General features: G+C 63.6%; 20 protein-coding genes. 7 read left to right on the forward strand and 13 right to left on the reverse strand.

Annotated features, from left to right (window positions below; translation table 11 throughout):
* Positions 1-17: 17 nt before the first annotated feature.
* The 8 genes from narH to CLU85_RS21210 form a co-directional block, all read right to left on the reverse strand.
* Complete coding sequence (gene narH, locus CLU85_RS21175; RefSeq protein WP_100412010.1) at positions 18-1,541, reverse strand: nitrate reductase subunit beta; 1,524 nt, start codon at positions 1,539-1,541, stop codon at positions 18-20.
* Between the two features lie 23 nt (positions 1,542-1,564).
* Positions 1,565-5,368 carry a nitrate reductase subunit alpha gene (locus CLU85_RS21180; RefSeq protein ID WP_100412011.1) on the reverse strand — a complete coding sequence of 1,268 codons (3,804 nt, stop codon included), beginning with the start codon at positions 5,366-5,368 and terminating at the stop codon, positions 1,565-1,567.
* Between the two features lie 29 nt (positions 5,369-5,397).
* Positions 5,398-6,807, reverse strand: a complete 1,410-nt coding sequence (locus CLU85_RS21185) for a NarK family nitrate/nitrite MFS transporter (protein ID WP_100412012.1) — start codon at positions 6,805-6,807, stop codon at positions 5,398-5,400.
* 21 nt (positions 6,808-6,828) lie between these two features.
* A complete protein-coding gene (locus CLU85_RS21190) occupies positions 6,829-8,121 on the reverse strand; it encodes a nitrate/nitrite transporter (protein WP_100412013.1) in 1,293 nt (430 codons plus the stop codon).
* Between the two features lie 300 nt (positions 8,122-8,421).
* Complete coding sequence (locus tag CLU85_RS23070) at positions 8,422-9,090, reverse strand: hypothetical protein (RefSeq protein WP_157803994.1); 669 nt, start codon at positions 9,088-9,090, stop codon at positions 8,422-8,424.
* Between the two features lie 177 nt (positions 9,091-9,267).
* Positions 9,268-9,573 (reverse strand): hypothetical protein, encoded by a 306-nt coding sequence (locus CLU85_RS21200; RefSeq protein ID WP_100412015.1) that lies wholly within the window; start codon positions 9,571-9,573, stop codon positions 9,268-9,270.
* Positions 9,574-9,595: 22 nt separating this feature from the next.
* Entirely contained in the window at positions 9,596-10,330 is a 735-nt protein-coding gene (locus CLU85_RS21205; protein WP_100412016.1) for a hypothetical protein, read from the reverse strand.
* A gap of 120 nt (positions 10,331-10,450) precedes the next feature.
* Positions 10,451-10,882, reverse strand: coding sequence for a globin family protein (locus CLU85_RS21210; RefSeq protein WP_100412017.1), 432 nt, complete (start codon positions 10,880-10,882; stop codon positions 10,451-10,453).
* Between the two features lie 149 nt (positions 10,883-11,031).
* On the opposite strand from CLU85_RS21210, the gene CLU85_RS21215 reads away from it, so the two are divergent.
* Complete coding sequence (locus CLU85_RS21215) at positions 11,032-12,144, forward strand: helix-turn-helix transcriptional regulator (RefSeq protein ID WP_232727892.1); 1,113 nt, start codon at positions 11,032-11,034, stop codon at positions 12,142-12,144.
* Between the two features lie 96 nt (positions 12,145-12,240).
* On the opposite strand, the gene CLU85_RS21220 is transcribed toward CLU85_RS21215, so the two are convergent.
* Positions 12,241-12,990, reverse strand: a complete 750-nt coding sequence (locus tag CLU85_RS21220; RefSeq protein WP_100412018.1) for a response regulator — start codon at positions 12,988-12,990, stop codon at positions 12,241-12,243.
* Positions 12,987-14,969 (reverse strand): type IV pili methyl-accepting chemotaxis transducer N-terminal domain-containing protein, encoded by a 1,983-nt coding sequence (locus tag CLU85_RS21225; protein WP_232727893.1) that lies wholly within the window; start codon positions 14,967-14,969, stop codon positions 12,987-12,989. Before CLU85_RS21225 ends, CLU85_RS21220 begins: the two co-directional genes overlap by 4 nt.
* Before the next feature lie 72 nt (positions 14,970-15,041).
* Here CLU85_RS21225 and CLU85_RS21230 point away from each other — a divergent pair, with 72 nt between their 5' ends.
* Positions 15,042-15,911 (forward strand): ChaN family lipoprotein, encoded by an 870-nt coding sequence (locus tag CLU85_RS21230; RefSeq protein WP_100412019.1) that lies wholly within the window; start codon positions 15,042-15,044, stop codon positions 15,909-15,911.
* A gap of 42 nt (positions 15,912-15,953) precedes the next feature.
* Here CLU85_RS21230 and CLU85_RS21235 read toward each other — a convergent pair whose 3' ends face one another.
* Positions 15,954-18,269: a bifunctional diguanylate cyclase/phosphodiesterase gene (locus tag CLU85_RS21235; protein ID WP_198509227.1), complete on the reverse strand. Its 2,316-nt coding sequence runs from the start codon at positions 18,267-18,269 to the stop codon at positions 15,954-15,956.
* 59 nt (positions 18,270-18,328) lie between these two features.
* Here CLU85_RS21235 and purU point away from each other — a divergent pair, with 59 nt between their 5' ends.
* From purU to CLU85_RS21260, 5 genes are all read left to right on the forward strand, one after another.
* Positions 18,329-19,177 carry a formyltetrahydrofolate deformylase gene (gene purU, locus CLU85_RS21240; protein ID WP_100412020.1) on the forward strand — a complete coding sequence of 283 codons (849 nt, stop codon included), beginning with the start codon at positions 18,329-18,331 and terminating at the stop codon, positions 19,175-19,177.
* A gap of 12 nt (positions 19,178-19,189) precedes the next feature.
* Positions 19,190-20,095, forward strand: a complete 906-nt coding sequence (locus CLU85_RS21245) for a LysR substrate-binding domain-containing protein (protein WP_100412021.1) — start codon at positions 19,190-19,192, stop codon at positions 20,093-20,095.
* Positions 20,096-20,388: 293 nt separating this feature from the next.
* The gene (locus tag CLU85_RS21250) at positions 20,389-21,894 is read left to right on the forward strand and encodes an FAD-linked oxidase C-terminal domain-containing protein (protein WP_100412022.1); all 1,506 of its coding nucleotides are present in this window, start codon (positions 20,389-20,391) and stop codon (positions 21,892-21,894) included.
* A 150-nt stretch (positions 21,895-22,044) separates the two neighbouring features.
* Positions 22,045-22,464, forward strand: coding sequence for a hypothetical protein (locus tag CLU85_RS21255; RefSeq protein ID WP_100412023.1), 420 nt, complete (start codon positions 22,045-22,047; stop codon positions 22,462-22,464).
* A gap of 154 nt (positions 22,465-22,618) precedes the next feature.
* The gene (locus CLU85_RS21260) at positions 22,619-23,050 is read left to right on the forward strand and encodes a hypothetical protein (protein WP_100412024.1); all 432 of its coding nucleotides are present in this window, start codon (positions 22,619-22,621) and stop codon (positions 23,048-23,050) included.
* Positions 23,051-23,527: 477 nt separating this feature from the next.
* Here the strand turns inward: CLU85_RS21260 and CLU85_RS21265 are convergent, their stop codons facing one another.
* The gene (locus CLU85_RS21265; RefSeq protein ID WP_100412025.1) at positions 23,528-24,823 is read right to left on the reverse strand and encodes a DUF445 domain-containing protein; all 1,296 of its coding nucleotides are present in this window, start codon (positions 24,821-24,823) and stop codon (positions 23,528-23,530) included.
* A 33-nt stretch (positions 24,824-24,856) separates the two neighbouring features.
* A complete protein-coding gene (locus CLU85_RS21270; protein ID WP_100412026.1) occupies positions 24,857-25,996 on the reverse strand; it encodes an aminotransferase class V-fold PLP-dependent enzyme in 1,140 nt (379 codons plus the stop codon).
* Between the last annotated feature and the right edge of the window lie 28 nt (positions 25,997-26,024).

Genomic DNA, 26,024 nt, shown 5'->3' on the forward strand with positions numbered 1-26,024 from the left:
GATTCCTTCCGTTGCACTCAGACAGTGGCTTTGATGGGAATGGTGCGGGGCTTTTTGCCACCGAACATGCTGGTCTCGGTGGCGCCGTCGGAGCACCCGTTGCCAAACGAGAAGCCACAGCCGCCCCGGATGTCAAACGCGTTCTCGGCATACTCGCGATGGGCCGACGGAATCACGAAGCGGTCCTCGTAGTTGGCAATGGCCATCACGTGGTACATCTCCTCGACCTCGGCCATCGACAGGCCGGCCTGCTTGAGCACAGCCAGGTTCTGGCGCTGCTCCACATGCTTGTCGCGCTGGTAGGTGCGCATGGCGAGCATGCGCTCCAGCGCCCGCACCACGGGGCCGGTGTCGCCAGCGGTGAGCAGGTTCGCCAAATACTGCACGGGGATGCGCAGCTGCGACACGTCGGGGATGTCACCATTCACACCCACATGGCCTGCGTTGGCGGCGGCGGTGATGGGCGAGAGCGGCGGCACATACCAGACCATGGGCAGCGTGCGGTACTCGGGGTGCAGCGGCAAGGCCACCTTCCATTGCACAGCCATCTTGTAGACCGGGCTATTGCGGGCAGCCTCCATCCAGCTGTCTGAAATACCGTCGATGCGCGCCTGCTTGATGACATCAGGGTCGTTCGGGTCCAGGAAAATGTCGAGCTGCGCCTGGTACAGGTCGCGGTCGCGCTCCACGCTGGCGGCTTCCTGGATGCGGTCCGCGTCATACAGCAGCACACCGAGATAGCGGATGCGGCCCACGCAGGTTTCAGAGCACACCGTGGGCTGGCCCGCCTCAATGCGCGGATAGCAGAAGATGCACTTTTCAGCCTTGCCCGACTGCCAGTTGTAGTAAATCTTCTTGTAGGGGCAGCCCGAGACGCACATGCGCCAGCCACGGCACTTGTCCTGGTCGATCAGCACGATGCCGTCTTCCTCGCGCTTGTAGATCGAGCCACTGGGGCACGATGCCACGCACGCCGGGTTCAGGCAGTGCTCACACAGGCGCGGCAGGTACATCATGAAGGTGTTCTCGAACTGGCCGTAGATGTCTTTTTGCACCTCGTCGAAGTTCTTGTCCTTGCTGCGCTTGCTGAACTCGCCGCCCAGGATTTCTTCCCAGTTCGGGCCCCACTCGATTTTTTCCATGCGCTTGCCGGTGATCAGACTGCGCGGGCGCGCCGTGGGCGCGGCCTTGCTTTCAGGTGCCGACTGCAGGTGGTCGTAGTCGAAGGTGAAGGGCTCGTAGTAATCGTCGATTTGCGGCAGGTTGGGGTTGGCGAAGATGCGCATGAGCAGCTTCCATTTGCCGCCCTGGCGCGGGGCAATCGAGCCGTCCGGGTTGCGTACCCAGCCGCCGTTCCATTTGTCCTGGTTTTCCCATTCCTTGGGGTAGCCAATGCCGGGCTTGGTTTCGACGTTGTTGAACCAGGCGTATTCCACCCCGGGGCGGCTGGTCCAGACGTTCTTGCAGGTGACGGAACAGGTATGGCAACCAATGCACTTGTCCAGGTTCAGCACCATGCCGATTTGTGCGCGAATTTTCATCGTGTTTCTCCTTGTCTTCGGCTTCAGGCGTGGGCTGCCGTGCTGGACACGGGCTCATCGTCGAGCCAGTCCACGCGGTCCATCTTGCGCACCAGCACAAACTCGTCGCGGTTGGTGCCAATCGTTCCGTAGTAGTTGAAGCCGTAGCTCAGCTGCGCGTAGCCGCCGATCATGTGCGTGGGCTTGAGCACGATGCGGGTGACCGAGTTGTGGATGCCGCCGCGCGTTCCGGTGATCTCGGAGCCGGGCGTGTTGATGATCTTCTCTTGCGAGTGGTACATCATCACCATGCCGGGGTTCACACGCTGGCTCACCACCGCGCGGGCCGCAATGGCGCCATTGGCGTTGAACAGCTCGACCCAATCGTTGTCCACAATGCCGGCGACCTTGGCGTCGTCTTCGCTCAGCCACACCACCGAGCCACCCCGGTTCAGCGTCAGCATCATCAGGTTGTCGCTGTACGTACTGTGGATGCCCCACTTCTGGTGCGGCGTGATGAAGTTCAGCTGGATCTCCTTGTTGCCGTTGGGCTTCTTGCCCTCGACTTCATGCAGCGTCTTCAGGTGCACGGGTGGGCGGTAGCTCACAAAGCCTTCGCCAAAGTCACGCATCCACGGATGGTCCTGGTAGAACTGCTGGCGACCGGTGAGGGTGCGCCATGGGATGTACTCGTGCACGTTGGTGTAGCCGGCGTTGTAGCTGACCTTTTCGCTTTCCAGACCCGACCAGGTGGGCGAGCTGATGATCTTGCGCGGCTGCGCCTGGATGTCGCGGAAACGGATTTTTTCGTCTTCGCGGTGCAGTGCCAGATGCACGTGATCGCGCCCAGTCTGCTTGCCCAGGGCCTCCCAGGCCTTGCAGGCCACATGGCCGTTGGTCTCAGGCGCCAGCATCATCACCACTTCAGTGGCGTCGATGTCGGTCACGATGCGGGGCATGCCCTGCGTCACGCCCTCTTCTTTGACGCGGCCGTTCAGGTCGCCCAGCTGGCCCACTTCGGTCTGCGTGTTCCAGCCGATGCCCTTGCCGCCGTTGCCGGCCTTGTCCATCAGCGGGCCCAGGGCGGTGAAGCGCTTGTACAGGTTGGGGTAGTCGCGCTCGACCACCGTGACCTGCGGCGCAGTCTTGCCGGGGATGAGTTCGCACTCGCCCTTCTTCCAGTCGCGCACGCCATAGGGCTGGGCCATTTCACCGGGGGTGTCGTGCATGATGGGCGTGAGCACCACGTCTTTTTCGACGCCCAGGTGGCCCACGCTGACCTCGCTCACGGCCTTGGCAAAGCCCTTGTAGATCTCCCAGTCGCTCTTGGCCTGCCAGGCAGGGTCCACCGCAGTGGACAGCGGGTGGATGAAGGGGTGCATGTCGCTGGTGTTGAGGTCGTTCTTCTCATACCAGGTGGCCGTGGGCAGCACGATGTCGGAGTACAGGCAGGTGGTGCTCATGCGGAAGTCGAGCGTGACCAGCAGGTCGAGCTTGCCTTCGGGCGCATTGGTGTGCCACTGCACTTCCTCGGGCTTGGCTTCGTCCTTGCCCAAATCTTTGCCCTGCACGCCGTGGGTGGTGCCCAGCAGGTGCTTGAGGAAGTACTCATGCCCCTTGCCCGACGAGCCCAGGATGTTGGAGCGCCACACGAACATGTTGCGCGGCCAGTTGGCGGGATGGTCCGGGTCCTCGCAACTCATCTCCAGCTCGCCATTCTTGAGCGACTGCACCACGTAGTCCTTGGCGTCCATGCCCTTGGCGGCGGCGTCCTTGGCCACCTGCATCGGGTTGGTCTTGAGCTGGGGCGCCGATGGCAGCCAGCCCATGCGCTCGGCGCGCACGTTGTAGTCGATCTGCGCGCCGTGGTAGGCCTTCTTGTCGGCCAGCGGCGAGAGGACCTCTTCCATGCCCAGCTTCTCGTAGCGCCACTGGTCGGTGTGGGCGTAGAAGAAGCTCGTGCTGTTCATCTGGCGCGGTGGGCGGATCCAGTCGAGTGCAAAGGCCAGCGCCGTCCAGCCGGTCTGGGGCCGCAGTTTTTCCTGGCCCACGTAATGCGCCCAGCCGCCGCCGCTCTGGCCGATGCAGCCGCACAGCATCAGCATGTTGATGATGCCGCGGTAGTTCATATCGCAGTGGTACCAGTGGTTCATCGCCGCGCCGATGATGACCATGGATTTGCCATGCGTCTTGTCGGCGTTGTCGGCAAACTGGCGGGCCACCGCAATGATCTGCTCGCGGGGTACGCCCGTGATGGCTTCTTGCCATGCAGGGGTGTAGGGGCGGTCAGCGTCGTAGCTGCCACCGGGCTCTTCACCGGGCAGACCCCGGTCAATGCCGTAGTTGCCGGCCAGCAGGTCGAACACCGTGGCCACCATCACGCGGCCCTGGGCTTCGTGCCCGGCCAGCTCCAGGTGGCTCACCGGCACGCGGCGCACCATCACGTCGCTGCCCTGTTCGTTGGCGGTGAAGTTGGGCGTTGCCACGCCGCCAAAATACGGGAAGGCCACGTCGGCCACATCATGGGTCTGCGCGCCGTCTTCAATCACCGACAGCTTGAGGCGGACGGTATTGGCCGTGCGGGCGTCTTTGTTCTCCAAGTTCCACAGGCCCTGGTCAGGGCGGCCATCGGTACCCCAGCGGAAGCCGATGGAACCATTGGGCAGCGTGACCTGGCCGAGTTCGTCGTAGCCCACCGTCTTCCAGTCGGGATTGTTCGACTGGTCGAGCTGGCCGGGGAAATCGCTGGCGCGCACATAGCGGTCGGGCACCATCACCGTGCGGCCATCGGGAAGGGCTTTTTCCTTCAACACCACCAAGAGCGGCAGGTCGGTGTAGCGGCGCGCGTAGTCGTCAAAGTACGCGCTACGGCCTTTGCCACCGTCCTTGAAGTAGAACTCCTTCAAGATGACGTGACCCATGGCCATGGCCACGGCAGCGTCGGTGCCCTGCTTGGGGTGCATCCACAAATCGCCCAGCTTGGCCACTTCGGAATAGTCGGGCGTGATGGACACGACCTTCGTGCCCTTGTAGCGGACCTCAGTCAAGAAGTGCGCATCGGGCGTGCGTGTCTGGGGCACGTTGGAGCCCCAGGCGATGATGAAGCTGCTGTTGTACCAGTCGGCCGATTCAGGCACGTCGGTTTGCTCGCCCCACACCTGCGGACTGGAGGGAGGTAGGTCGCAGTACCAGTCGTAGAAGCTCATGCACACGCCGCCGATGAGGCTGAGGTAGCGCGAGCCAGCGGCGTACGAAATCATCGACATCGCCGGGATGGGCGAGAAGCCGATGATGCGGTCAGGGCCGTGCTTCTTGATGGTGTACACGTTGGCCGCAGCGATCATCTGGTTCACTTCGTCCCAGGTGCTGCGCACAAAGCCGCCCAGCCCGCGCTGCTTTTGCCATTCGCTCTTGGCAGCGTTGTTTTCGACAATGCTGGCCCAGGCGTCCACCGGGCTCTTGGCCAAGGCGATGGCGGCGCGCCAGTGCTTGAGCAGGCGGCCGCGCACCATGGGGTACTTCACGCGGTTGGCGCTGTACAGGTACCAGCTGTAGCTGGCGCCGCGTGCGCAGCCACGGGGCTCGTGGTTGGGCAGATCGGGGCGGGTGCGGGGGTAGTCAGTCTGCTGGGTTTCCCAGGTGACGATGCCGCCCTTGACATAGATCTTCCACGAGCAGGAGCCCGTGCAGTTCACGCCGTGCGTGCTGCGCACGATCTTGTCGTGTGCCCAGCGGTCACGGTAGGCGTCTTCCCAGGTGCGGTCTTCACCATTGGTTTCGCCATGGCCCTGGGCAAAGGTCTCGCGGGGCTGCGAGAAGTACGAAAGGCGGTCAAGGAAATGGCTCATCGGGGGCTCCTTTTTCTATTCAGGGGTGATCAGCAAGGCATCTCTGCGTGCTTGCGTGCGTAGTACCACCAGGTGATCACGATGCATACGAGGTAGAAGGCAAAGAACGTCCACAGCGCAGCGTGGGGGCTGCCGGTGAGGGCGATGGAGCTGCCATAGCTCTTGGGGATGAAGAACCCGCCGTAGGCAGCCATGGCGGCGGTGAAGCCCAAGGTGGCGGCGCCCAGCGTATTGCCTTCCTTGTTGGCCAGGGCCACGGCAGCAGTGTTGCGAGGGTCCACACCGCGCATGGCTTCGGTCAGGAAAATCACGGGGATCATGCGGAAGGTGGAGCCGTTACCGATGCCGGTGGTGAGGAACAGCACGAGGAAACACACGAAGAAACCTGCAAACTGCCCTTTGTCCCCGCCCGAAGGCAGGAACACCGTGACACCCACCACAGCGATGGCCATGACGATGAAGTTCCACAGCGTGACACGCGCACCGCCGAGCTTGTCAGCCAGCCAGCCGCCAAAGGGGCGGATCACAGCCCCCACCAGTGGGCCGAGCCAGGCGTAAGCCAATGGGTTGATGTCGGGGAACTGGCTCTTGATGAGCAACGGGAAACCTGCGGCATAGCCAATGAACGAGCCGAAGGTGCCGAGGTACAGCACGCACATCAGCCAGTTGTGCTTGCGCTTGAAGATGGCGGCTTGCGCAGCGAACGAGGCGCGGGCGTCGGCGATGTCATTCATGCCGAACCAGGCCGCCAGCGCCGTCAGGGCGATCCATGGCACCCAGATGAAGGCAGCGTTCTGTGTCCACACCTGCAGGGTCTGGCCGTTCTTCACGATGGTCTGGCCTTCGCCGCCAAAGATGCCGAAGATGCCGGCCGTGACAACCAACGGACTGAGGAACTGAACCACCGACACACCCAGGTTGCCCAGGCCCGCATTCACGCCCAGCGCCGAGCCCTTGCGCTCCTTCGGAAAGAAGAAGCTGATGTTGGACATGCTGGAGCTGAAGTTGCCGCCGCCCAGACCACACAACAGCGCCAGGATGAGCATCGTGGGGTAAGCGGTGGTGTTGTCCTGCACCGCAAAGCCGATGCCAATCGCTGGGATCAGCAACGATGCGGTGGAGATCGCTGTCCAGCGGCGTCCACCGACCAGCGGCACCATGAACGAGTAGAAGATGCGCAGCGTGGCACCCGACAGCGCGGGCGCTGCGGCCAGCCAGAACAGCTGGTTGGTCGAATACTTGAAGCCCAGGCCCGGCAGGCTCACGGCGACCACACTCCAGACCTGCCAGATGGCAAAGGCCAGGAACAGTGCAGGCACCGAGATCCACAAGTTGAGCTTGGCAACGGCTTCGCCCTCGCGCTCCCAAAAGGACTTGTCCTCGGGCGCCCAGAGGGTTAGCAGGCGCCCCTGGCGCCCGCTGGTTTTGGTGGCAGACATGGTGAGGTTTCCTTGAAAAAATCAGCGGGCGTCGGGCTGCGCAGCAGCGTCCGGCGAGCCCATGAGACGGGTGCGGCGCACTTCGGTGAAGTACATCCAGATGAGCGAGACCCAGACCACGCCGTACATCAGCATGAAAGCGCTGGAGCGAACACCGGTGAGGTCCATCAGCGCACCGAACAGGATGGGCAGGATGAAGCCGCCCATGCCACCGGCCAAGCCCACGATGCCGCTGATGGCGCCAATGTTCTGTGGGTAGTCGTCACTGATGTACTTGAAGACACTGGCTTTGCCAAAGGCCCACGAAATGCCCAGCAGGAACATCAGGCCAGTGAACGCATAGACATTGAGACCCAGGTGAAAGGTCTTGGGGCCGTTGACGGTAAGGACGGTGAAATCGGTCTGTGGGTAGGAGAGCAGGAACAGGCAGATCCAGCTCACCCACATCACCCACCAGGTCACGCTGTGGGCACCATATTTGTCGCTCAACATACCGCCAATGGCGCGCAGCACACCGCCGGGCAGCGAGAAGCAGGCCGCCAGCAACGCTGCTACGCGGATATCGAGGCCAAACTCGCCCACGTAGTACTGCACCATCCACAGCGACAGCGCCACATAGCCGCCAAACACGATGCTGTAGTACTGGCAATACTTGAGCACCTTGGGGTCCTTCAGCGCCTTGAGCTGGTCGGTGAACTTGACGTTGCTAGACACCAGGTGGGCAGGGTCGCTGTAGCTGAACAACCAGAACAGCACCACGGTGCCCAGCATGATGGCCGCATACACCTGCGGCACCATGGTCCAGCCAAAGGCCACCAGCAGCACCGGCGCCACAAACTTGTTCACGGCTGCACCCGAATTGCCGGCGCCATAGACCCCCATGGCCGTGCCCTGGCGGTGCTTGGGGAACCAGCGGGCGACGTAGGGCGTGCCCACCGAGAACGAGCCCCCCGCCAGGCCCACAAACAGGCCGATTGTGAGGAAATGCCAGTATTCCGTGGCGTAGCCCATGAGCCAGATCGCGGGCACGGTGGAGGCCATCACGGCGGTCATCACGATGCGGCCGCCAAAGCGGTCGGTCCAGATACCGAGCGGCACCCGCACCAGCGAGCCCGTGAGCACGGGCATGGACATGAGCAACCCGAACTGCGTGGAGTTCAGGTTGAGCATTTTCTTGATGGGAATGCCGATGACGCCGAACATCATCCAGACCATGAAGCAGACCGTGAAGGCGAAGGTGCTGACGATCAGCACCGACCAGGCATGACGCGTGCGCTGTGGGCTGTCGCCCGGGGGCAAGGTGGTGTGAGCCATTGCGCTAGTCCTCTCTTTTTGCATGAGGGGAATGGTCGCGCGGATGGCTCAGTCTGCACATCCTTCGCTAGACCAGCCAGGGCACGTCGGAAGAACTAGTACCCGCGACAATAGTCGTCCGAAAGAACTATGCGCGACCGCACGTCAACTGCTCAGTGCCTGGCTTGCAACATGGCACGTGTGCAACACGTTCGAAAAAATGGCGCCCCTATCTGCAACCATCTACCGAGTCTGCGTGGATGCCGCTGCAATGCCGTCGGCGCGAGCATTTGCTGCGCGGCTCCTCAACCACCCCGGTACTCAGCCGCGGCGACGGCCAGCCATGCCCCAGCCCGCAGTCACCATCAACAGCGACAGGATCAGCGAGCCCCATTCGCCGAAGGTCGGCACCGACGTAACGGCACCGCCGAGAATGACAGGCGCAAGGTTGGTGGTCCATGCGTTGTTGCTGTGCGCAAAGGCAAAACTGGATGACGCGTCGTTGTTGGCAAGCACGCAATTATCTGGTGCACCGATGTTTTGACAATACATATTGTGAAAACTGCCCAGATTTATCGATAGCGTATCCAATCGATCGTTAACGCTGTGGTTAGCAGTTTGCCACCGCTGGATATCGATATTCTCACTAATGATATTTCCTGCCGCATCGGTGCTAACTTGAGCAAACAGTACTTTACTCTGTGCATCTGCACTACTATATTGGATTATTCCATCGTTGAATGAATATGTCTGAATCAAACCCTCAATAAACGCCAGATTCAAGTTTGGCGGCAGAGGCAGGGCGGTGGTGAAGCTTCCCGTTTGCTGCATTGCCATGGTGAAATTCGCGCAGCCAGGAATGGCACAGGGGGCCGTATAGGGCATGGGGTTCGGATAGGTGGGTCCCACAAAAGTGTAGGTGGCTGCCACAGCGTTTGTTTGAAGCAGGACGGCAAGTAAGCACGCCATAAGCAAATGGATGATTTTCATTTCGGGTTCATATCTCAAATGGGTTTTGCGTGAGGTACCAAGGTACCGCGCCAAAGAACTATTCAAAGGCGGCCGAAATGAGTCTAGAAAATTGAAGTCGTCAATACCCCACCCCAAGGGGTAGGGTTTGATGCCGGAACAACGGATGAAAAATCAACATTGATGTCCGCCATGAGTTCACCAAAATTTCCACCACGGGAGCATTGGCGCGCCTGGGGGATTACCGACATCAATCGTGTGCTCCAGGTCCTGCGCAGGATGCCAGCCGCTGTCCAGCAGCGTCGACAGGTATTGCAACGTTGCATTCGCTTGGTAACTCTCATCGCGACGGGTGGCGCGGCTTGCGTCATTCGCCATCAGCGCCTTCACCCGTGCGTGGTATGTGTGCCCACCATGCTCGATGCGAACAAGCCACGAGACACCGGGCCGGCTGCAGCCGTCAGGCGTCTTGAAATGAGCGGCAAGCCCGCTCTCAATCGACATACGGGTTTTCACTTCAGGCGCCTCAAGGCGCCGCGATGGCGTCGATCCGATCCAGGCGCACGATGATCTTGCCGACGGCCTGGTTCTTGAGCTCAACCCATTGGTCGGGCTCGATCCGGATCACCGCGCCAGCAATAGACTGGCCGACGACATACAGCGTGATGCCACGTTTGTCCTGTAGCGCTGTGGCTAGCGCCTGTTCGATGCCTCTGGTGGCATCTGCCGCGCTCGAGGCCCCAATACTGGCAAGCATCAGCGCGACAGCGGCGGCTAAGCGGCCTGCGGCGCGCTTGCGGGGAGATGTGATTTGCATGAAGATCGTCTTGAGTGGAGTGGGAATATCGACGGCGTCGCAGCGAGCGCGGAAGTCTTCGGCCGAGCCACGCAAAGCGATGCGCGGTTCAGTCTTTGTTGAGTGGCTCCGCGGAAACAATCGGTGCGCCGAGAACGGGGTGGGTAGCATCGCCTTGGCCTGCGGCGCGACGGTCGACAAGCCATCCATCAGCGCCTGCGCTAACCAGACGGCAGGCGCGATGAGCGCTGCAACGAGCCGGTGAGGCCGCGACGCAGTGAAATGAAACAGCAGCATTGCGCCTCCAAGCAGCAAAGCTGGCGCAAGGACAAAGAAGAGCAGACCAATCTCCCGCCCGCCGTCGCGCAGGCCGCTTTGATCTTGTAGAGCCACCACAAGTACGCTCAGAAACACCACCATATCGATCACGCAGACGGACCAGAAAACGTAGCTCGCGAGTCTCATGCTGCTACCACCTCACCGTCGAAAAGCGAGCAGACATGGGCCGTTTAGGTAGCCTCCGCAGCCAACTGACACCGGCTCGGCGCATATTCAAGCGCGAACAAATTTCATGGTGTCGCACGTTCAATCGCTCAGCGTTGGGTCTTCAGCGACGTTGCCAGCCGCCGACTTCATAGCGTCCGCCACTATCCTGTAGACCTCGGTCCACGCAGCTTTCACCTCCGGTGTAAACGCGTCGCCGAGGCCGCGCTGCAAGGTGTCAAGCAACGCACTTGCGACGGTGTCGTAGTGCCGGTCCTTGACGCCATAGCCGCCATGGCGCGCACCCAGCCCGCGCAGGGCAGGCATCAGGATCTCCGGACGATCCAGATTGACCACGGCAACTCCGATCATGGTCATCAGCCTGTTTCCTTGCTCCTTCATATCGCCCTTGAACAGCGATTTGAGCGAAGGATCGAGTTCAAACAATTTGGCATAGAAGAGCTCTGCCGCGAGGGCTCGTATGGGCAACACCTGTTGCCATGAGCTTTGTACAAGTGCAGTAGACGAGAGCATGGGGCCTGACTTTCAGATTTCGTTGAAACAGTCTAGGAAACGCGGCGCGTCGGCGCCCCACCCCTGCGGGGGGGGTGTTCAGATACGGTGTGATACGTTGTGCTAGGCGCATTGCGTTGATGTGCCAAAGCAAAAAGACGCACCTCGCCATGACCCTCTCTCGCGTTCAGCAGCAAGCCATCGCACGACTACAGCAGATGGCTTGTCTGGATTTCAATGGTCCGCAGCTCATTGAGCCGGTTCTGTATGAGCTACACCAGCTGATAGGTTTTGACACTGGCGGATACTTCCATCCGGGCAGCGAGAACGGGCTGGACGCATTCGTGGAGCCGTCGCTGGCACGCGACCTTATGCACACCTATTTCGACAGTACGATGCAGCAAAACGAGCGCAAGGTAGTGCTCCGCAGCACCCTCAATTTCAGTGAGGCCGTGCGTTGCGAACACGGTCCGAAGGTTCTTGAGCAGCTGCTTTCGGTATCCGTGAGCGAGCTGCTGCGCAGTGATTTTTACAACCTGGCGCTCCGTCCTGCCGAACTTTTCGACTGTCTGAGTCTGGTGCTGCGCACGCCGCAGGGCACGGGTGTGGGGACGCTCAAACTGTACCGGAGCGCGTCATCGCCACGTTTCGGAAAAGAAGACTCGGCCATGCTAAGCCGACTGGAACCCTGGATGGCGCGAGTTCTTCAACCGGTGGAGTCGGACGCCAGGGACAGTGACGTACAGGGCAGTGCTATGCTGGTAACCACCCCCCAAGGGCGACTTTTGTGGACATCTCCCCAGACCGATCAGCTGATGGCACTTGCCTTCGGGCCCCGCTGGCAACGGCGCTGCGAGCTACCCGAAGCGCTGCTGCTTCTGCTCCAGCGTATTCGCTTCGCAAGCAGCACAAATATCAATGGACCTGCGTCGGTGCTGCCACAGCTCGACTTGCACAACGCCAGCGGCACCTTCTCTTTGCGCGCAACACAGATGGCCGCCGCAGGGGGAGAAGGGCAGGCGGTGGGCATTCAGATCACCCACAGGGTTCCGCGCGTGGCAAGGCTGCTGCCAGCGTTGCGCGCGCTGGGCTTGCCGCAACGGCAGCACGAGCTGGCTTACTGGCTGGCCCGGGGCCTGCCCGAAGGCAAAATCGCCGAGCGCATGGGCATCAGCGTCCATACCGCAACCTACCACCGTCGCCAGATCTACACACGGTTGAGTGTGCAAAACCGGCTTGAGCTACAGAACTACTTGGTGGGAAGCGGTACTGCGCTGACCTGATGCATACAGGTAGGGGGACCTACAAGAAGTATCAGCGCTTCCCGCGCTGGCATCCAATCCGTCGCAGCCTTGGCAAAACGCTCTTTGGCTGCGCAGCTACTCGGAGCGTTGCCGGTCTGCCGCGTAGACCGCCGCCTGCACGCGCGAGCTGAGGCCGAGCTTGCGCAGGATGTGCTGCACATGGATCTTCACCGTGGTCTCAGCGATGTCCAGCGTGCGCGCGATTTCCTTGTTGCTGGCTCCGCGGGCAATCTCACGCAGCACATCCTCCTCACGCGGGGACAGCGGCGTCAAGCCGTTGGCGGCAGCTATGGCGCCTGCAGCCGCAGGGTCGGCCAGCAGGGGCGCCTGTGGTGTCTCGGGCGCTCCTTGCGACTGAAAGGCCGCCACCAGCTTGACCATCAGCTCAGGGCTGACCACGGGTTCGCCTCGGGCCGCACGGCGAATGGCCTGCGCAAGCAGGTCACCGTCGATGGTCTTGAGCAGGTAGCCCTGCGCACCATTGCGCAGCGCGGTGGCCAGGTCCTGCGCGTCTTCGCTCACGGTGAGCATCAGCACACGCGATGCCGGCGCCACCTCGCGCAGGCCCCGGATGGCATCCACCCCCATCACGCCCGGCAGGTGGTTGTCGAGCAAGATCACCTGGGGTTGCAACCGGGGTGCAAGCCGCAAGGCCTCGGCCGCATCGCCCGCCTCGCCCACCACCTGCAGTCCATCGTCCTGGCCCAACAACGCAATGAGCCCACGCCGGAACAGCGTGTGATCGTCTACCACCAGCAGCGTGACCGGCAGTGCTGCAGACTCGGGCACAGAGGGCTGCGCCAAGGGGGACAACGTTATCGTCATGAACTGCTTTCTGGCTGCAATGCAGGGGCACTCGGCAAAGGGGCGGCGGTGTGGGCAGCGACGTCGACGGTGGGTCGGCTTGGAGGAGACGCCGAGGAGGACGATGCAGCAGGAACCGGCGCTACCGTGGGCAGCTCAATGCACACGCAGGTGCCTTGCCCCCGCGCAGACTGAACCTGCACCACCGCACCGATGCGCTGGGCCCGCTCGCGCATGATGCCCAGGCCCACATGCAGCGAGTCGGGCGGCACGCTGGCCACATCAAACCCTGAACCGTTGTCCTGCACTTCAAAACGCCAGCGCGGGTGACGGTGCACGAGCAGGTCCACCCGCGTGGCGCCAGAATGCTTGCGCACGTTCGACAGCGCTTCCTGCACCATGTGCAGCACCTGGATCTGCAGATCGGGCGCCAGCGGCAGGCCGTGGCCCACCATACCCAGGGTGGTGGCCATGCCGGTCTGATGTTCGAACTTGGACAACGTGGCGCGCAGCGCGGACTCGATGTCCTCCTCGCTGGTGCGCGTGCGAAAGTGCACCAGCAGCTCGCGCACGTCGGAATAACACTCGCGCACCCCCACATCCAGCTCGCCCATGCTGCGGTCGCGCTTGGCCTCGTCGCCGCGCGCCACCGCGTCGCGCAGCAGCTGGGTCTGAATCTTGAGGAAAGCCAGCGACTGGGCGATGGAGTCGTGCAGCTCGCGCGCCAGCAGGCTGCGCTCTTCGGCCACGGCGGCTTCGCGCTCCAGTGCGGTGGCGCGCAAGCCCTCCATGGCACTGGCCAGGTGGCGCGTCATGGCTTCGAGCAAATCACGCAGTTCGTCGTTCAGCTCGACCGGTGAGCGGAAAAACAGGTCCACCTCACCCAGCAGGCGCTGCTGCATCAGCACAGGGATGGTCACCATGGTTTCAAAACCCGCCTCGCGGCAGTGCGGCAGGGCCACGGTGGTCGATGGTGTGATGGGAATCACACGCGTGCGCGCCTGGGCCTGGGGCTGGCCGCACAGGCAAGCGCCGGTGTGCAGGCAATGTTCGCCCTCTGCCATGGTGCGGGGCAGGCCATCACCGGCCAGCAACACGTAGCGCTCATTGGCCTCATTGGACCAGCGCACGGCGGCCGCATCAGCCCCAGCCACGCGGCGAATCTGCTGCACAAAGCCCTGGGCCAGCAGCTCCAGGCTGCCCGCCGTGCTGGCCAGCGCGCTCACCTCGTACAACGCGGCCAGACGCTGGTTCTGCACAGCGATGCTGGCGGTCTTTTCGCGCACCTTGTGCTCCAGCTCGTCGTGCGAGGCCTGCAGTGCATGCGCCATGAGGTTGAAGCCAGCAGACAGCTGGCCGAACTCATCATCGGTATCGACCGGCAAGCGTGTACTCAACTCGCCCTGGCGCAGCCGGGCCTGGGCCTGCTGCAGTCGCGCCACGGGGTTGATGACCAGCAGGTAGCTCACGGCCATGAAGGTCACGGCGGCCACGATGGCCAGCGCCATCATGAACAACTGGAACAGGTGCAGCGCGGCCGTCCAGCCCGCAATCTGGACCTCGATCGCATCCACAAAACCATCGACCTGCTGCACGAAGGCATCGGCCTCCTCCAGAAGCTGTGCGCGGCCGGGGGGCAAAGTGCTGACCCAACCAGTGCGCGCCACCGCCCACTGGGTGCGAATGCCCTCGAAACGGGTGCGTGTCTCGTCGCTCCACGGCACAAACAGGGGCCGCGACGGATCGCCCGTGCGCAACAAGTCCAGGCTGGCATCGAACTGGCGCGCGCGTTCTTGCACTGCCTGCGGGGGATCGGTCTGCAGCACCAGCACCATGCGCAGCATGTTCATGCGCAAGCGGCCAGCCTCATTGACAGCGGCAGCGCCGCCTTCGAGCTTCCAGGTCACCCACAACGTGAGGCCAATCGACGCCAGGGCCACCAACAGGAAACCCGCGCCCATGGCGAGGAGTTTGGTGGTCAGCGTGGGCTTGGTTCGCATGGCGGCAGTGTAGGCACCGAGCCTGCGCCGACTCTTGACCTGAGTCAAGGCCGACGCGCGTAGCATGGAGCCATGCAACGATCACCCCACACCCGCCTCTGCGCAAGCCTGTTGCTGGCGGGCGCCCTGACAGCACTGGGGGGCTGCGCCAGCACGGACACCCAGCCCTCCGGCGCCCCGCCCGCAGCCTGGCCTGACCGCCTGCAGACCCTGCTGCCCACCGATGTACTGCTGCTGGGCGAACAACACGATGCCGCCGACCACCAGCGCCTGCAGCGCGAAGCCGTGTTGTGGCTCGCGGCACGGGGGCAGTTGGCGGCCGTGGTGATAGAAATGGCCGAGAGCGGGCACAGCACCCGGGCGCTGCCACGCAACGCCACCGACGGCCAGGCCCAAGCCGCCCTGGGCTGGAACGACGCCGCCTGGCCCTGGAAGTCCTATGGCCCGGTGGTCATGGCAGCTGTCTCGGCGGGCATTCCCGTATTGGGCGGCAACCTGCCGCGCAGCCGCATGCGCGCCACCATGGCCGAGACCGCCTGGGACCAGCACCTGCCCGCGCCCGCGCTGGCGCAGCAATACCAGGCGCTGCGCGACGGCCACTGCGGGCTGCTGCCCGAATCCCAGATCGCGCCCATGGCCCGCATCCAGCTGGCCCGCGATGCCAGCATGGCCCAGGCTGCGCAAGAAGCCCTGCGCCCTGGCCAGGCTGTGTTGCTGGTGGCGGGCAGTGGCCATGTGCTGCGCAATGTGGGCATCCCCACACATTGGCCGACCGGTTTGATGTCAAAAGTGGTTGTAGCGCAGGCAATGCAAGCGACCACAGCTATTAAAAACAGAGCAAATACAGCCGCCGACATGCTCATCGAAACACCCCATCTGCCACCCCACGACGCCTGCGCAGGGCTGCGCGATCAACAACGCCCAGTGCGCGCGCAGCCCTGACTTGGCGAAGGCGGGCCCAGCCGGAGCGCCTGGGCGCTGCTCTCAGGGGGGCGACTGCTGCTGTTGCTGCGCCCGCAGCAATGCCGCAAAACCATCGGCTGGCACAGGGCGGCTGCACAGATAGCCCTGGTACGAGTCACAACCACGCTCGCGCAAGAACGCCAGCTGGCCCTCGGTCTCCACCCCTTCGGCCAGCACCGACAGCCCCATGCTGTGCCCCATGGCAATGATGGCGGCACTGATGGCCATGTCGTCCTCGCTCTGGGGAATGTCGCGGATGAAGCCCTGGTCGATCTTGAGCACGTCGATGGGAAACCGCTTGAGCTGCGCCAGCGATGAATAGCCCGTGCCAAAGTCATCCACCGCAATGCGCAACCCCAGTTCGCGCAGACGCACCAGCACCAAACGGGCCTCTTCGGTGCGCTCGGCCAGCGCGCTTTCGGTGATCTCCAGTTCCAGCAGCCGGGCCGGAAACCCCGACTCGGCCAGCGCGGCCGAGGCGCAGCCTGCCAGGTCTGTCAGGTGGAACTGGCGGGGCGACACATTCACCGCCAGCATCACCTCGGGCAGACCCGCCTCGCGCCACTGCTGGCCCTGGCGGCACACCTCGCGCACCACCCATTCCCCGAGCGGGCCGATGACCCCCGAGGTTTCGGCCACCGGGATGAACCGCGCAGGCGAGATCAGCCCTTCATGGGGATCGTTCCAACGCACCAGCGCCTCGGCGCCGAGGATACGGCCCGTGGCGATATCGATCTGGGGCTGGTAATACATCTGCATGTGGCCATGCGCCAACGCCAGGCGCAGGCGCGACTCCAGCTCCAGCCGCTCGCGCGCGGCCAGCGTCATGGCCTCATGGAAGAAACACCAGGCCCCCCGGCCGCGCGCCTTGGCGCCGTACACCGCCGCATGCGCCCCCTGCAACAGCAGCTCGGTGGTGTTGGCGTGCTCGGGGAACATGCAGATGCCCACACTCACGCCGGCCACCACCTCCAACCCATCGGGTGAGCGCCAGGGCTCGGCCACGGCACTGATCAGGTGGCGTGCCATGGCCGCCGCACCGTCCGCATGGCGCAGGTTGCGCGCCACCACGGCCAGCTCATCGCCCGCCATGCGCCCCAGCACATCCCCCGGACGCAGGGCCGACTGCACCTGGCGAGCAATGTGCTTGAGCACCTCATCGCCCGTGGCATGGCCATAGCTGTCGTTCACGTCCTTGAAGCGGTCCAGGTTCAGCAGCAGCACGGCGATGTACTCGCCGCTGACACGCGCCTCCTGCACGGCCAGCTCCAGCTGGTGCCCGAACCAGGTGCGATTGGACAGGCCAGTGAGCGCATCGTTGTGGGCCAGAAACTCCAGGCGACGCTGCTGCGCCTTCTCTTCAGAGATGTCGGTGAACATGCACACGTAGTGCGTGATCTCGCCCCCTGGGTCGCGCACGGCCGACAGCGACATGTGCTCCGGGAAAATCTCGCCGTTCTTGCGGCGGTTCCATATCTCGCCTTGCCAGTGGCCGGTGTCGGTCAGCGCCGACCACATGGCCTCGTAAAACGCCTTGTCGTGGCGGCCCGACTTGAAGACGCGCGGCGTCTTGCCCAGCAGTTCGTCCTCGGTGTAGCCCAGCAGCCGTGTGAACGCCGCATTGACCGAGAGGATGCGGCTGTGGGCATCGGTCACCACCACGCCCTCCATGGTGTTGTCCACCACCGTCGCGGCCAGCCGCTGGCGGGTTTCGCTGCGTTGCAGCGCAGCGCGCGCAGCCTTGATTTCGTCCAGGTCCTGAACCACACACACCAGGTGCGCGGGCTCATCGCCCACCTCGGGAGCCAGGGTCACGGTACACAGCACCGACACATGGCGGCCGTCGTCCAGGCGCTGGCAATAACGCTCGCCCACATAGTGGTCGATCTCACCCGCCATCAGGCGCTCCAGCTGGCGCGCCGCCCAATCGCGGTCCTGGGCAATCATCACATCACGAAAATTGAGGGTGAGCACCTGCGCCAGCGTGCCGCCCAGCATGTCGCTCAGACGGTGGTTGGCCCAGAGAAAGCGGCCATCGGGCGCCACGCGTGCAATGCCTGCGGGAGCATGGCGCACGATCTGCGTCAGCTCATGCGCCATCGCCATGCGCACCTTCTCGGCACGGCGCATGCGCCGCAGCAGCCACCAGGCGAGGCCGCTGGTCAAGATCACATAACCCCAGCCCTTCCAGGTCTGGAACTGGGTCAGCAGCGCAGGATCACTCACCCAATGGGCCAGCAGCGCGTCGCCCGCAAACACCCAAGCCACACCCAGCACAAGGTACAGCAGCATTCCCCGCCAGGGGACCAGTGATGGGGCATGGCCCTCGTCGCCCATTGAACTCCTTGAGTGACCGTTCTACGGCGCATGGCCCTTGCTGCGACAATGTTGCAGCTATGACCAACGCCTACATCCTTACCCTGTCCTGCCCCGACCGCCTGGGGCTGGTGCACGCTGTCTCGGGCTTTTTGCTGGAGCACGGCGGCAACATCGAAGAAGCCGCACAGTACAACGACCACGCCACCGGCCTGTTCTTCATGCGTGTGCAGTTTGCCTGCGACCAGCACGACCACGCCACCCTCAAAGCCAGCCTGACCAGCTTTGCAGAGCCCCACCAGATGCGCTGGACCCTGCACGCGACAGCCACGCCCATGAAAACCGTGCTCTTGGTCAGCAAGGAAGGCCACTGCCTCAATGACCTGCTGTTCCGCTGGAAGAGTGGCCTGCTGCCCATCGACATCCGCGCCATCATCAGCAACCACCGCGATTTTTACCAGCTCGCGGCCAGTTACAACGTGCCGTTCCACCACATCCCGCTCACCGGCGCCACCAAAGCCCAGGCCGAAGCCAAGCAGTTCGAGATTATCGAGGCCGAAGGGGCCGAACTGGTGATTCTTGCACGTTACATGCAGATACTTTCTCTTGACTTATGTCAAAAGCTGGCCGGACGGGCCATCAACATCCACCACAGCTTCCTGCCCAGCTTCAAGGGCGCCAAGCCTTATTACCAGGCCCATGACCGGGGCGTGAAGCTCATTGGTGCCACAGCCCACTACGTCACAGCCGACCTGGACGAAGGCCCCATCATCGAGCAGGACGTGGCCCGCGCTGACCACACCGACACGGTGGAAGACCTGACCGCCCGTGGCCGCGACACCGAAAGCCAGGTGCTGGCCCGCGCCGTGAAGTGGCACAGCGAGCACCGCGTGATCCTGAACGGCCACAAAACGGTCATCTTCCGCTAGCCCAGCCTTCCCATGGCCACGGCAGCCCCGTCCTCCTTCCTCAGCAGCGCCGCCCGGCGCATCCCGCCCATCCAGTGCCTGCTGACGTTCGAGGCCCTGGCGCGCCTGCGCAGCGTGACCCAGACAGCCGAAGAGCTGTGCGTGACGCCCAGCGCCGTGAGCCACCGGGTCAAGCAGCTCGAACAAATCCTGGGCGTGCGGCTGTTTGGACGGGCCGATTTTTCGCTGACTACCGAGGGCAGCGCCTACCTGGCCCATGTGCGCGAGGGACTGGGCGCTCTGCAGCGGTTTCCAGGGCAGACGGCCTCGACCGGGCGGCGGCGGCTCAAACTGGCGGTCACGCCCACGTTTGCACGCACCATCCTCATCCCGCGCCTGCGCCAGTTCACCGAGGCGTACCCCGAGATTGACCTGGCGCTGCAGGTGTCCATCCCCCTGCTGGACGTGGTGGCCGAAGATGCCGACCTGATCGTGCGCTTTGGCGCGGGCCACTATGCCGACGTCGAGCATGTGGAACTGGCCCGCGACGTGGTCACCCCCCTGGCCACACCCGCCTTCGTGCGCGAGCACGGCCCGTTTGACCGGCCCGACGACCTGGAGGGCGTGCCCCTGCTGCGCAGCCCGCTGGAACCCTGGCGCACCTGGTTTGCCGCCACCGGCCTGGACTGGGCCGAACCCAGCGAAGGCTCGCAATTCAACGACATCGGCCTGATGTGCGACGCCGCCGCCGCCGGCATGGGCGTGGCCTTGGTGCGCCTCAAACTCGGCGCGCCCTGGCTGGAAAACGGCACGCTGGTGCGCCTGTTTGCCACCGACACCGCCAGCCCCCACGCGCACTACCTGTGCTGGCGCACCGGCACCATGGACCGGTGGGAATGCGCGGCGTTTGCCGAGTGGCTGCGCAAGACGATGGCCTAGGTACAGGTACGTCGCCCTGGGCGGCTCGACCACATTCCCCAGAGCCACCCACGCGCCATGTGTACGGCCTGGCGCCCCTGGCGCAGCATCCCTGGCGAGGGCCGCGCCAGTTCTACGAGGCGCAGCCCATCGCCAGACGCATCCTTGCAAGCATTCATACAAGCCAGAATAGCCTGTAGCGCCCTATCCATAAGCGCCAGCAGCTATTGATATATGAGCAAACCAGCGTTTTTCACAAAACCCTGCAGAAAAACTCAAGCCCCGGCACCCGACCATCCCCTACAGTGGCTGCCATGAACACCGCCTCCTCCTCCCCAGCGGGCGCCACCCCGGCCGAACGCGCTGCACGCCAGGCCGAAGTCGTCCAGGCCCTCGGCCGCGTGGTGCCCGCCCACGCACTGCTGTGGCACACCGAAGACACCACGCCGTATGAATGCGACGGCCTCACCGCCTACCGCCAGCGCCCGCTGGTGGTGTGCCTGCCCGAGACCTATGGCGAAGTGCAGGCCGTGCTCCGGGTTTGCCACCAGTTGCAAGTGCCCGTGGTGGCTCGCGGTGCGGGCACGGGCCTGTCGGGCGGGGCCATGCCCCACGCGATGGGCGTGACCATGTCGCTGGCCAAGTTCAACCGCATCCTCGACATCAACCCCGAAAGCCGCACGGCCGTGGTGCAGTGTGGCGTGCGCAACCTGGCCATCAGCGAAGCCGCCGCGCCCTACGGCCTGTACTACGCGCCCGATCCCAGCAGCCAGATCGCCTGCACCATCGGCGGCAACGTGGCCGAGAACTCGGGCGGCGTGCACTGCCTCAAATACGGCCTCACCGTGCACAACGTGCTCAAGGTGAAAGGCTTCACGGTAGAAGGCGAACCCGTGGAGTTCGGCAGCGAGGCGCTGGACGCCCCCGGCTACGACCTGCTGGCCGCCGTGATCGGCAGCGAGGGCATGCTGGCCGTGACCACCGAAGTCACCGTCAAGCTCATCCCCAAGCCGATGCTCGCGCGCTGCATCATGGCCAGCTTTGACGACGTGCGCAAAGCGGGCGACGCCGTGGCCGCTGTGATCGCCGCCGGCATCATCCCCGCCGGCCTGGAGATGATGGACAAACCCATGACCGCCGCCGTCGAGGACTTCGTGAAAGCCGGCTACGACCTGACCGCCGAAGCCATCCTGCTGTGCGAAAGCGACGGCACGCCTGAAGAGGTGGAAGAAGAAATCGGCCGCATGAGCGACGTGCTGCGCGCCGCCGGTGCTACCGCCATTTCGGTCAGCCAGGACGAGGCCGAGCGCCTGCGCTTTTGGAGCGGCCGCAAGAACGCCTTCCCCGCAAGCGGCCGCATCAGCCCCGACTACATGTGCATGGACTCCACCATCCCGCGCAAGCGCCTGGCCGACATCCTGCTGGCCATCCAGGAAATGGAAAAGAAGTACCAGCTGCGCTGCGCCAACGTGTTCCACGCGGGCGACGGCAATCTGCACCCTCTCATCCTGTTCGACGCGAACGACGCGGACCAGCTGCGCCGCTGCGAACTGTTTGGCGCGGAGATTCTGGAGACCAGCGTGGCGATGGGCGGCACGGTGACGGGCGAACATGGCGTGGGCGTGGAAAAACTCAACAGCATGTGTGTGCAGTTTTCTGCGGAGGAGAACGCGCAGATGTTTGGGCTCAAGCATGCATTTGACCCGGCCGGGTTGTTGAACCCGGGGAAGGTGATTCCTACGCTGAATCGGTGTGCGGAGTACGGGAAGATGCTGGTGCGCGCGGGGCAGATCAAGCATCCGGATTTGCCGCGGTTTTGAATGAGGTTCAGTCCTCGAAAACTGACACCTACTACTCATTGACACACAGTTCGATTTCATTGAACCAAAAAATCAAGCGTGGAGCAATTTACTAAACTCGCGACCCGCGGCGTCAATCGCCGCTTTCTGCCGCGTCAATACTGAGAACAAATGCAGGCCTCCAACTTTCTCCTGCAATCGGGCATCTACCTTGTAGCAGGTAACGCTCAACTTGATCTGCACAATGACTACGACTTCGTTTCTGTCGAGTTCAACGTAGCTGTGCAAGCTGTCGACCTGCGTTGGCAACGTTCAAGCAGCACGCGGGTTTCGAAAGATCTGCCACTCTGCGTAAGCTTAAAGTTCGAGGATGTCACTCACTTCGAGGCAATTCCTGGCGATCCGTCATTCCCTAAAAGCGAGAGTCTGTGTTTGAGTAGCTTTGGCTATTGCACAAACGACGAGTGGGGTAAAAGCCAGTTCTGGGTTGAAAAAGAGCCGGAGCAAGACTGGGGGTGGTCATTCCAGTTTCAATCCAAGCAAGAGTTCCGTATTCGTGGAGCAAAGGCTAAAGTCGAATTTAAGCACTGAGGATCCAGTCCGATTCATACGCCAAGCAAACCGATAGTGATTTAGTCCAGCCGGCGAAGGTCCGTTCCGATGTTTTGAAAATGGAGCTGGCGGCTGAAGGCCACCAAAAAACCCCGGCAACCCGCAGCCACCTCTCCTCCATCTTGTCACCCACATGCCCATTGACAACACCTCCCTCCTCGAATCCGGTAACGCCCTGGTCGCCCAAGCGCAGGCCGTCGCCACGCAAGACTTCGCAGCAGCACGCGCGCTGTGGCGGCAGGCGGGGGTGTTGTTTCAACGCGCGCATGACGCAGACCCCGGGCAGCACGCGGCGGCGTTCCGACTGGGTCAGGCGTGGATAGCAGAAGCCCATGCGCTGCAGAAAGAAGGATCTGAAGATGCGACCGCCATGTGGCGGCAGGCGGCGCTGCAGTGTGAGGTGGCGTTTGCGCTCGACCCGCACCATGCGGTGACGGCCATGCACATCGCCAGTTGCTACGCCTGGGCGCAAGACGCCGAAGCCAAGCAGGCCTGGGCGCAAATTGCGCAGCATTTGCAGGAAGAACACGCGGCCAACATGGCGGCGGATGAGGCGGCACGCTAGACCCAGCTCCACGCGGTCGGAGCGCGGCCGAGCAACGCGATGGCCCGCGTGGCTGTTCGGATGTTTGGCTGTTCGGCTCCCCACCCCTGCTGGCTGCGCCTGCGGCGGGGCGGTTGCGGGGTGAGCCTGCGCGCCAGTGCGCGCAGGCCTCGTTGTCTAGCTTGCCGTGGCTGTCTGAACGTAGCGCCAACGGCGCGCAGTGAGTTCCACGGCGCACCCCGCAACCGCGCCGACGCAGGTTGCCCCTTCGCACCGCGAAGGGGTCGCAGACTGGGGGTCGCCCTTTCTTTGGTGACTTTCTTTCGGCGACGCGAAAGAAAGTTACTCGCAAGCCGGGCGACTCCCGGCCTCCGACCCTTGCACAGGCATGCGGCCCATACCGTGAGCATGCGAGCGCGCCCAGGTTTCGACAAGCTCAACCCGAACGGTTGGGGAATGGTGCGCCCCGGCTTCGACGGGCTCAGCCCGAACGGGTGGTCAGGTGCCCACCACCGTACGCCAAATTTCCCCCGCGCGCGACACCCCAAACAGCACCAGCCCGATCAACCCACCCACCACCGTCCCATTGATCCGGATGTACTGCAGATCCTTGCCAATGTTCAACTCAATCAGCTGCGTCATCTCTTCCGTATCCCACCGCCGCACCGTGTCCTCGATATGCTGCGCCACAAACTGCGACACGTCGGGCGCCAGGCCCTGCACCCAGTGCTCCAGCCGATCGTTCAGCGACTGCCGCAGCGCGGCATCCCCGGCCAGCGACTGACCCAGCCACAACCCCAGGCTACGCACCTGCCGCGCCACCACCGAATCGGCATCGGCCAGGTCGCGTTTCAATGCACCGCGCAAGTCCTGCCAAAGGGTCTGCACATAACCCGCCACCGTCGCATCGGTCTGCAAGTAAGTGCGGATCTCCTCGCCTTTGCGCAGCCAGTCGGGGTCGCTGCGCAAGCGCTCGATAAAACGCTGCACGGCCGTATCAAACTGCGCACGCAAGGCGTGCTGCGGGTTGGCAGCCACGTCGGCCATCACGCTCTCCAGCGCGCGGGCCAACAGGGCAGAGCCCTTGTCGCCAAGCCAGTCGCTGGGCAATAACTTTTCGGTGCGTGGGTGGTCCTTCTTGAGCCAGGCCACGATGGTCTGCGCCACCCAGGCGCGGGTCTGCTCGTTCTGCAGCAGCTCGATGAGCTTGCCCAGCACATCGTCCAGCAGCGCCTGGTGGCGGCCGTTGTGCGTGAGGGTGTCGAGCACGGCGGCCAGCGCGCGCGACATGTCCACCTGCCCGATCAGCGTGCGCGCCGCTTTTTGAATGAAGCGTTCCACCTGCGCGTCCTGCACGGTCTCCAGCGCGGCCGACGCCAAGCGCGTAGCCTGGTGCCCCAACAGCGCGGCGTTACCGGGCGCCACCAGCCACTGCGCCAGCCGCTCGGCGGGGTCGTGCCGGCGGATCAGCGCGACCAGCGAGGGCACGTCCAGAAACTTGTCGCGCACAAACGTGGCCAGGTTGCGGCCGATGCGCGCCTGGTTGCGCGCGATGACGGCGGTGTGCGGGATGGGCAGGCCCAGCGGGCGGCGGAACAGCGCCACCACCGCGAACCAATCCGCCAGCGCGCCCACCATGGCGGCCTCGGCCATGGCCTTGATGCAGTTCAGCAGCAAGCCGCGCTCGACCACGCTGGTGGCAATGAACACGGCGGTCACCAGCAGCAGCAGGCCCAACGCCTGTCGCTTGGCCCGGCGCAGGGCGAGGGTTGCGCCATCCGTCTCGGGCTTCATCCGGGCAAGCCCACCGACCTCGACCGCAACCGGTCAGGCAGCCGCTGCAATCTGGTCCAGCGCCTTCGACAAATGGCCCACGGTGCGGTCCACGTTGTGCCATTTTTCCAGGCCAAACAGGCCGACACGGAAGGTCTTGAACTCAGGGCCTTCATCGCACTGCAGTGGCACGCCAGCGGCGGTCTGCAGGCCCACTTCCATGAACTTCTTGCCGTTCTGGATGCCGGGGTCGGTGGTGTAGCTCACCACCACGCCGGGCGCCTTGAAGCCCTCGGCGGCCACGCTGGGGAAGCCGCGCGCTTCGAGCAGCGCACGCACCTTGGCGCCCAGTTCGATCTGCTCGTCGCGCACCTTGGCAAAGCCGTATTCACGCGTTTCCTGCATCACTTCGGACAGGCGCACCAGCGCATCGGTGGGCATGGTGGTGTGGTACGCGTGCTGGCCCTTTTCGTAGCCTTCGGCGATCTGCATCCACTTCTTGAGGTCGCACGAAAAGCTACTGCTGGTGGTGCCGTCAATCGCCACCCGCGCGCGTTCGCTCAGCATCACCATGGCGCAGCAGGGCGAGCCGCTCCAGCCCTTTTGCGGCGCGGAAATCAGCACATCCACACCCGTGGCCTGCATGTCCACCCACATGGCGCCCGACGCCACGCAATCGAGCACAAACAGCGCGCCCACCTCATGGGCCGCAGCCGTCACGGTGCGGAGGTAGTCGTCGGAGAGGATGATGCCGCTGGCGGTTTCAACGTGCGGCGCAAACACCACCTTGGGCTTTTCGGCACGGATGGTGGCTGCGACTTCTTCAGCGGGGCATGGCGCCCACGGCGCCTGCGGGCCGCTGCCCTGCTGGCGCGCCTTGCACACCACCGAGCCGCCGCCCAGGCCCTTGTCGGCGTCAAAAATCTGCGTCCAGCGGTAGCTGAACCAGCCGTTGCGCACGATGAGCACTTTTTCCTTGTTGGCAAACTGGCGCGCCACGGCTTCCATGCCGAAGGTGCCGCTGCCGGGCACCAGCACCGCGGTGTGGGCGTGATAGACCTCTTTCAGCGTGCCCAGAATGTCCTGCACCACGCCGGTGAAGCGCTTGGACATGTGGTTGAGCGCGCGGTCGGTGTAGACCACCGAGAATTCAAGCAAACCATCGGGATCGATATCGGGCAGCAGTCCGGGCATGGTGAAAAATCTCCGTCAAACAGGGGCG

Source organism: Acidovorax sp. 69, assembly GCF_002797445.1.
Classification (GTDB): domain Bacteria; phylum Pseudomonadota; class Gammaproteobacteria; order Burkholderiales; family Burkholderiaceae_C; genus Acidovorax.

Bases quoted from the DNA above. Each gene is read 5' to 3' on its own strand.
- narH (WP_100412010.1), bottom strand. From the start codon at position 1,541: ATGAAAATTCGCGCACAAATCGGCATGGTGCTGAACCTGGACAAGTGC.
- CLU85_RS21180 (WP_100412011.1), bottom strand. From the start codon at position 5,368: ATGAGCCATTTCCTTGACCGCCTTTCGTACTTCTCGCAGCCCCGCGAG.
- CLU85_RS21230 (WP_100412019.1), top strand. From the start codon at position 15,042: ATGCAACGATCACCCCACACCCGCCTCTGCGCAAGCCTGTTGCTGGCG.
- CLU85_RS21270 (WP_100412026.1), bottom strand. From the start codon at position 25,996: ATGCCCGGACTGCTGCCCGATATCGATCCCGATGGTTTGCTTGAATTC.
- CLU85_RS21205 (WP_100412016.1), bottom strand. From the start codon at position 10,330: ATGAGACTCGCGAGCTACGTTTTCTGGTCCGTCTGCGTGATCGATATG.
- CLU85_RS21250 (WP_100412022.1), top strand. From the start codon at position 20,389: ATGAACACCGCCTCCTCCTCCCCAGCGGGCGCCACCCCGGCCGAACGC.
- CLU85_RS21200 (WP_100412015.1), bottom strand. From the start codon at position 9,573: ATGTCGATTGAGAGCGGGCTTGCCGCTCATTTCAAGACGCCTGACGGC.
- CLU85_RS21235 (WP_198509227.1), bottom strand. From the start codon at position 18,269: ATGGGCGACGAGGGCCATGCCCCATCACTGGTCCCCTGGCGGGGAATG.
- CLU85_RS21210 (WP_100412017.1), bottom strand. From the start codon at position 10,882: ATGCTCTCGTCTACTGCACTTGTACAAAGCTCATGGCAACAGGTGTTG.
- CLU85_RS21265 (WP_100412025.1), bottom strand. From the start codon at position 24,823: ATGAAGCCCGAGACGGATGGCGCAACCCTCGCCCTGCGCCGGGCCAAG.
- CLU85_RS21225 (WP_232727893.1), bottom strand. From the start codon at position 14,969: ATGCGAACCAAGCCCACGCTGACCACCAAACTCCTCGCCATGGGCGCG.
- CLU85_RS21190 (WP_100412013.1), bottom strand. From the start codon at position 8,121: ATGGCTCACACCACCTTGCCCCCGGGCGACAGCCCACAGCGCACGCGT.
- CLU85_RS21245 (WP_100412021.1), top strand. From the start codon at position 19,190: ATGGCCACGGCAGCCCCGTCCTCCTTCCTCAGCAGCGCCGCCCGGCGC.
- CLU85_RS23070 (WP_157803994.1), bottom strand. From the start codon at position 9,090: ATGAAAATCATCCATTTGCTTATGGCGTGCTTACTTGCCGTCCTGCTT.
- CLU85_RS21260 (WP_100412024.1), top strand. From the start codon at position 22,619: ATGCCCATTGACAACACCTCCCTCCTCGAATCCGGTAACGCCCTGGTC.
- CLU85_RS21220 (WP_100412018.1), bottom strand. From the start codon at position 12,990: ATGACGATAACGTTGTCCCCCTTGGCGCAGCCCTCTGTGCCCGAGTCT.
- CLU85_RS21215 (WP_232727892.1), top strand. From the start codon at position 11,032: ATGACCCTCTCTCGCGTTCAGCAGCAAGCCATCGCACGACTACAGCAG.
- CLU85_RS21255 (WP_100412023.1), top strand. From the start codon at position 22,045: ATGCAGGCCTCCAACTTTCTCCTGCAATCGGGCATCTACCTTGTAGCA.
- CLU85_RS21185 (WP_100412012.1), bottom strand. From the start codon at position 6,807: ATGTCTGCCACCAAAACCAGCGGGCGCCAGGGGCGCCTGCTAACCCTC.
- purU (WP_100412020.1), top strand. From the start codon at position 18,329: ATGACCAACGCCTACATCCTTACCCTGTCCTGCCCCGACCGCCTGGGG.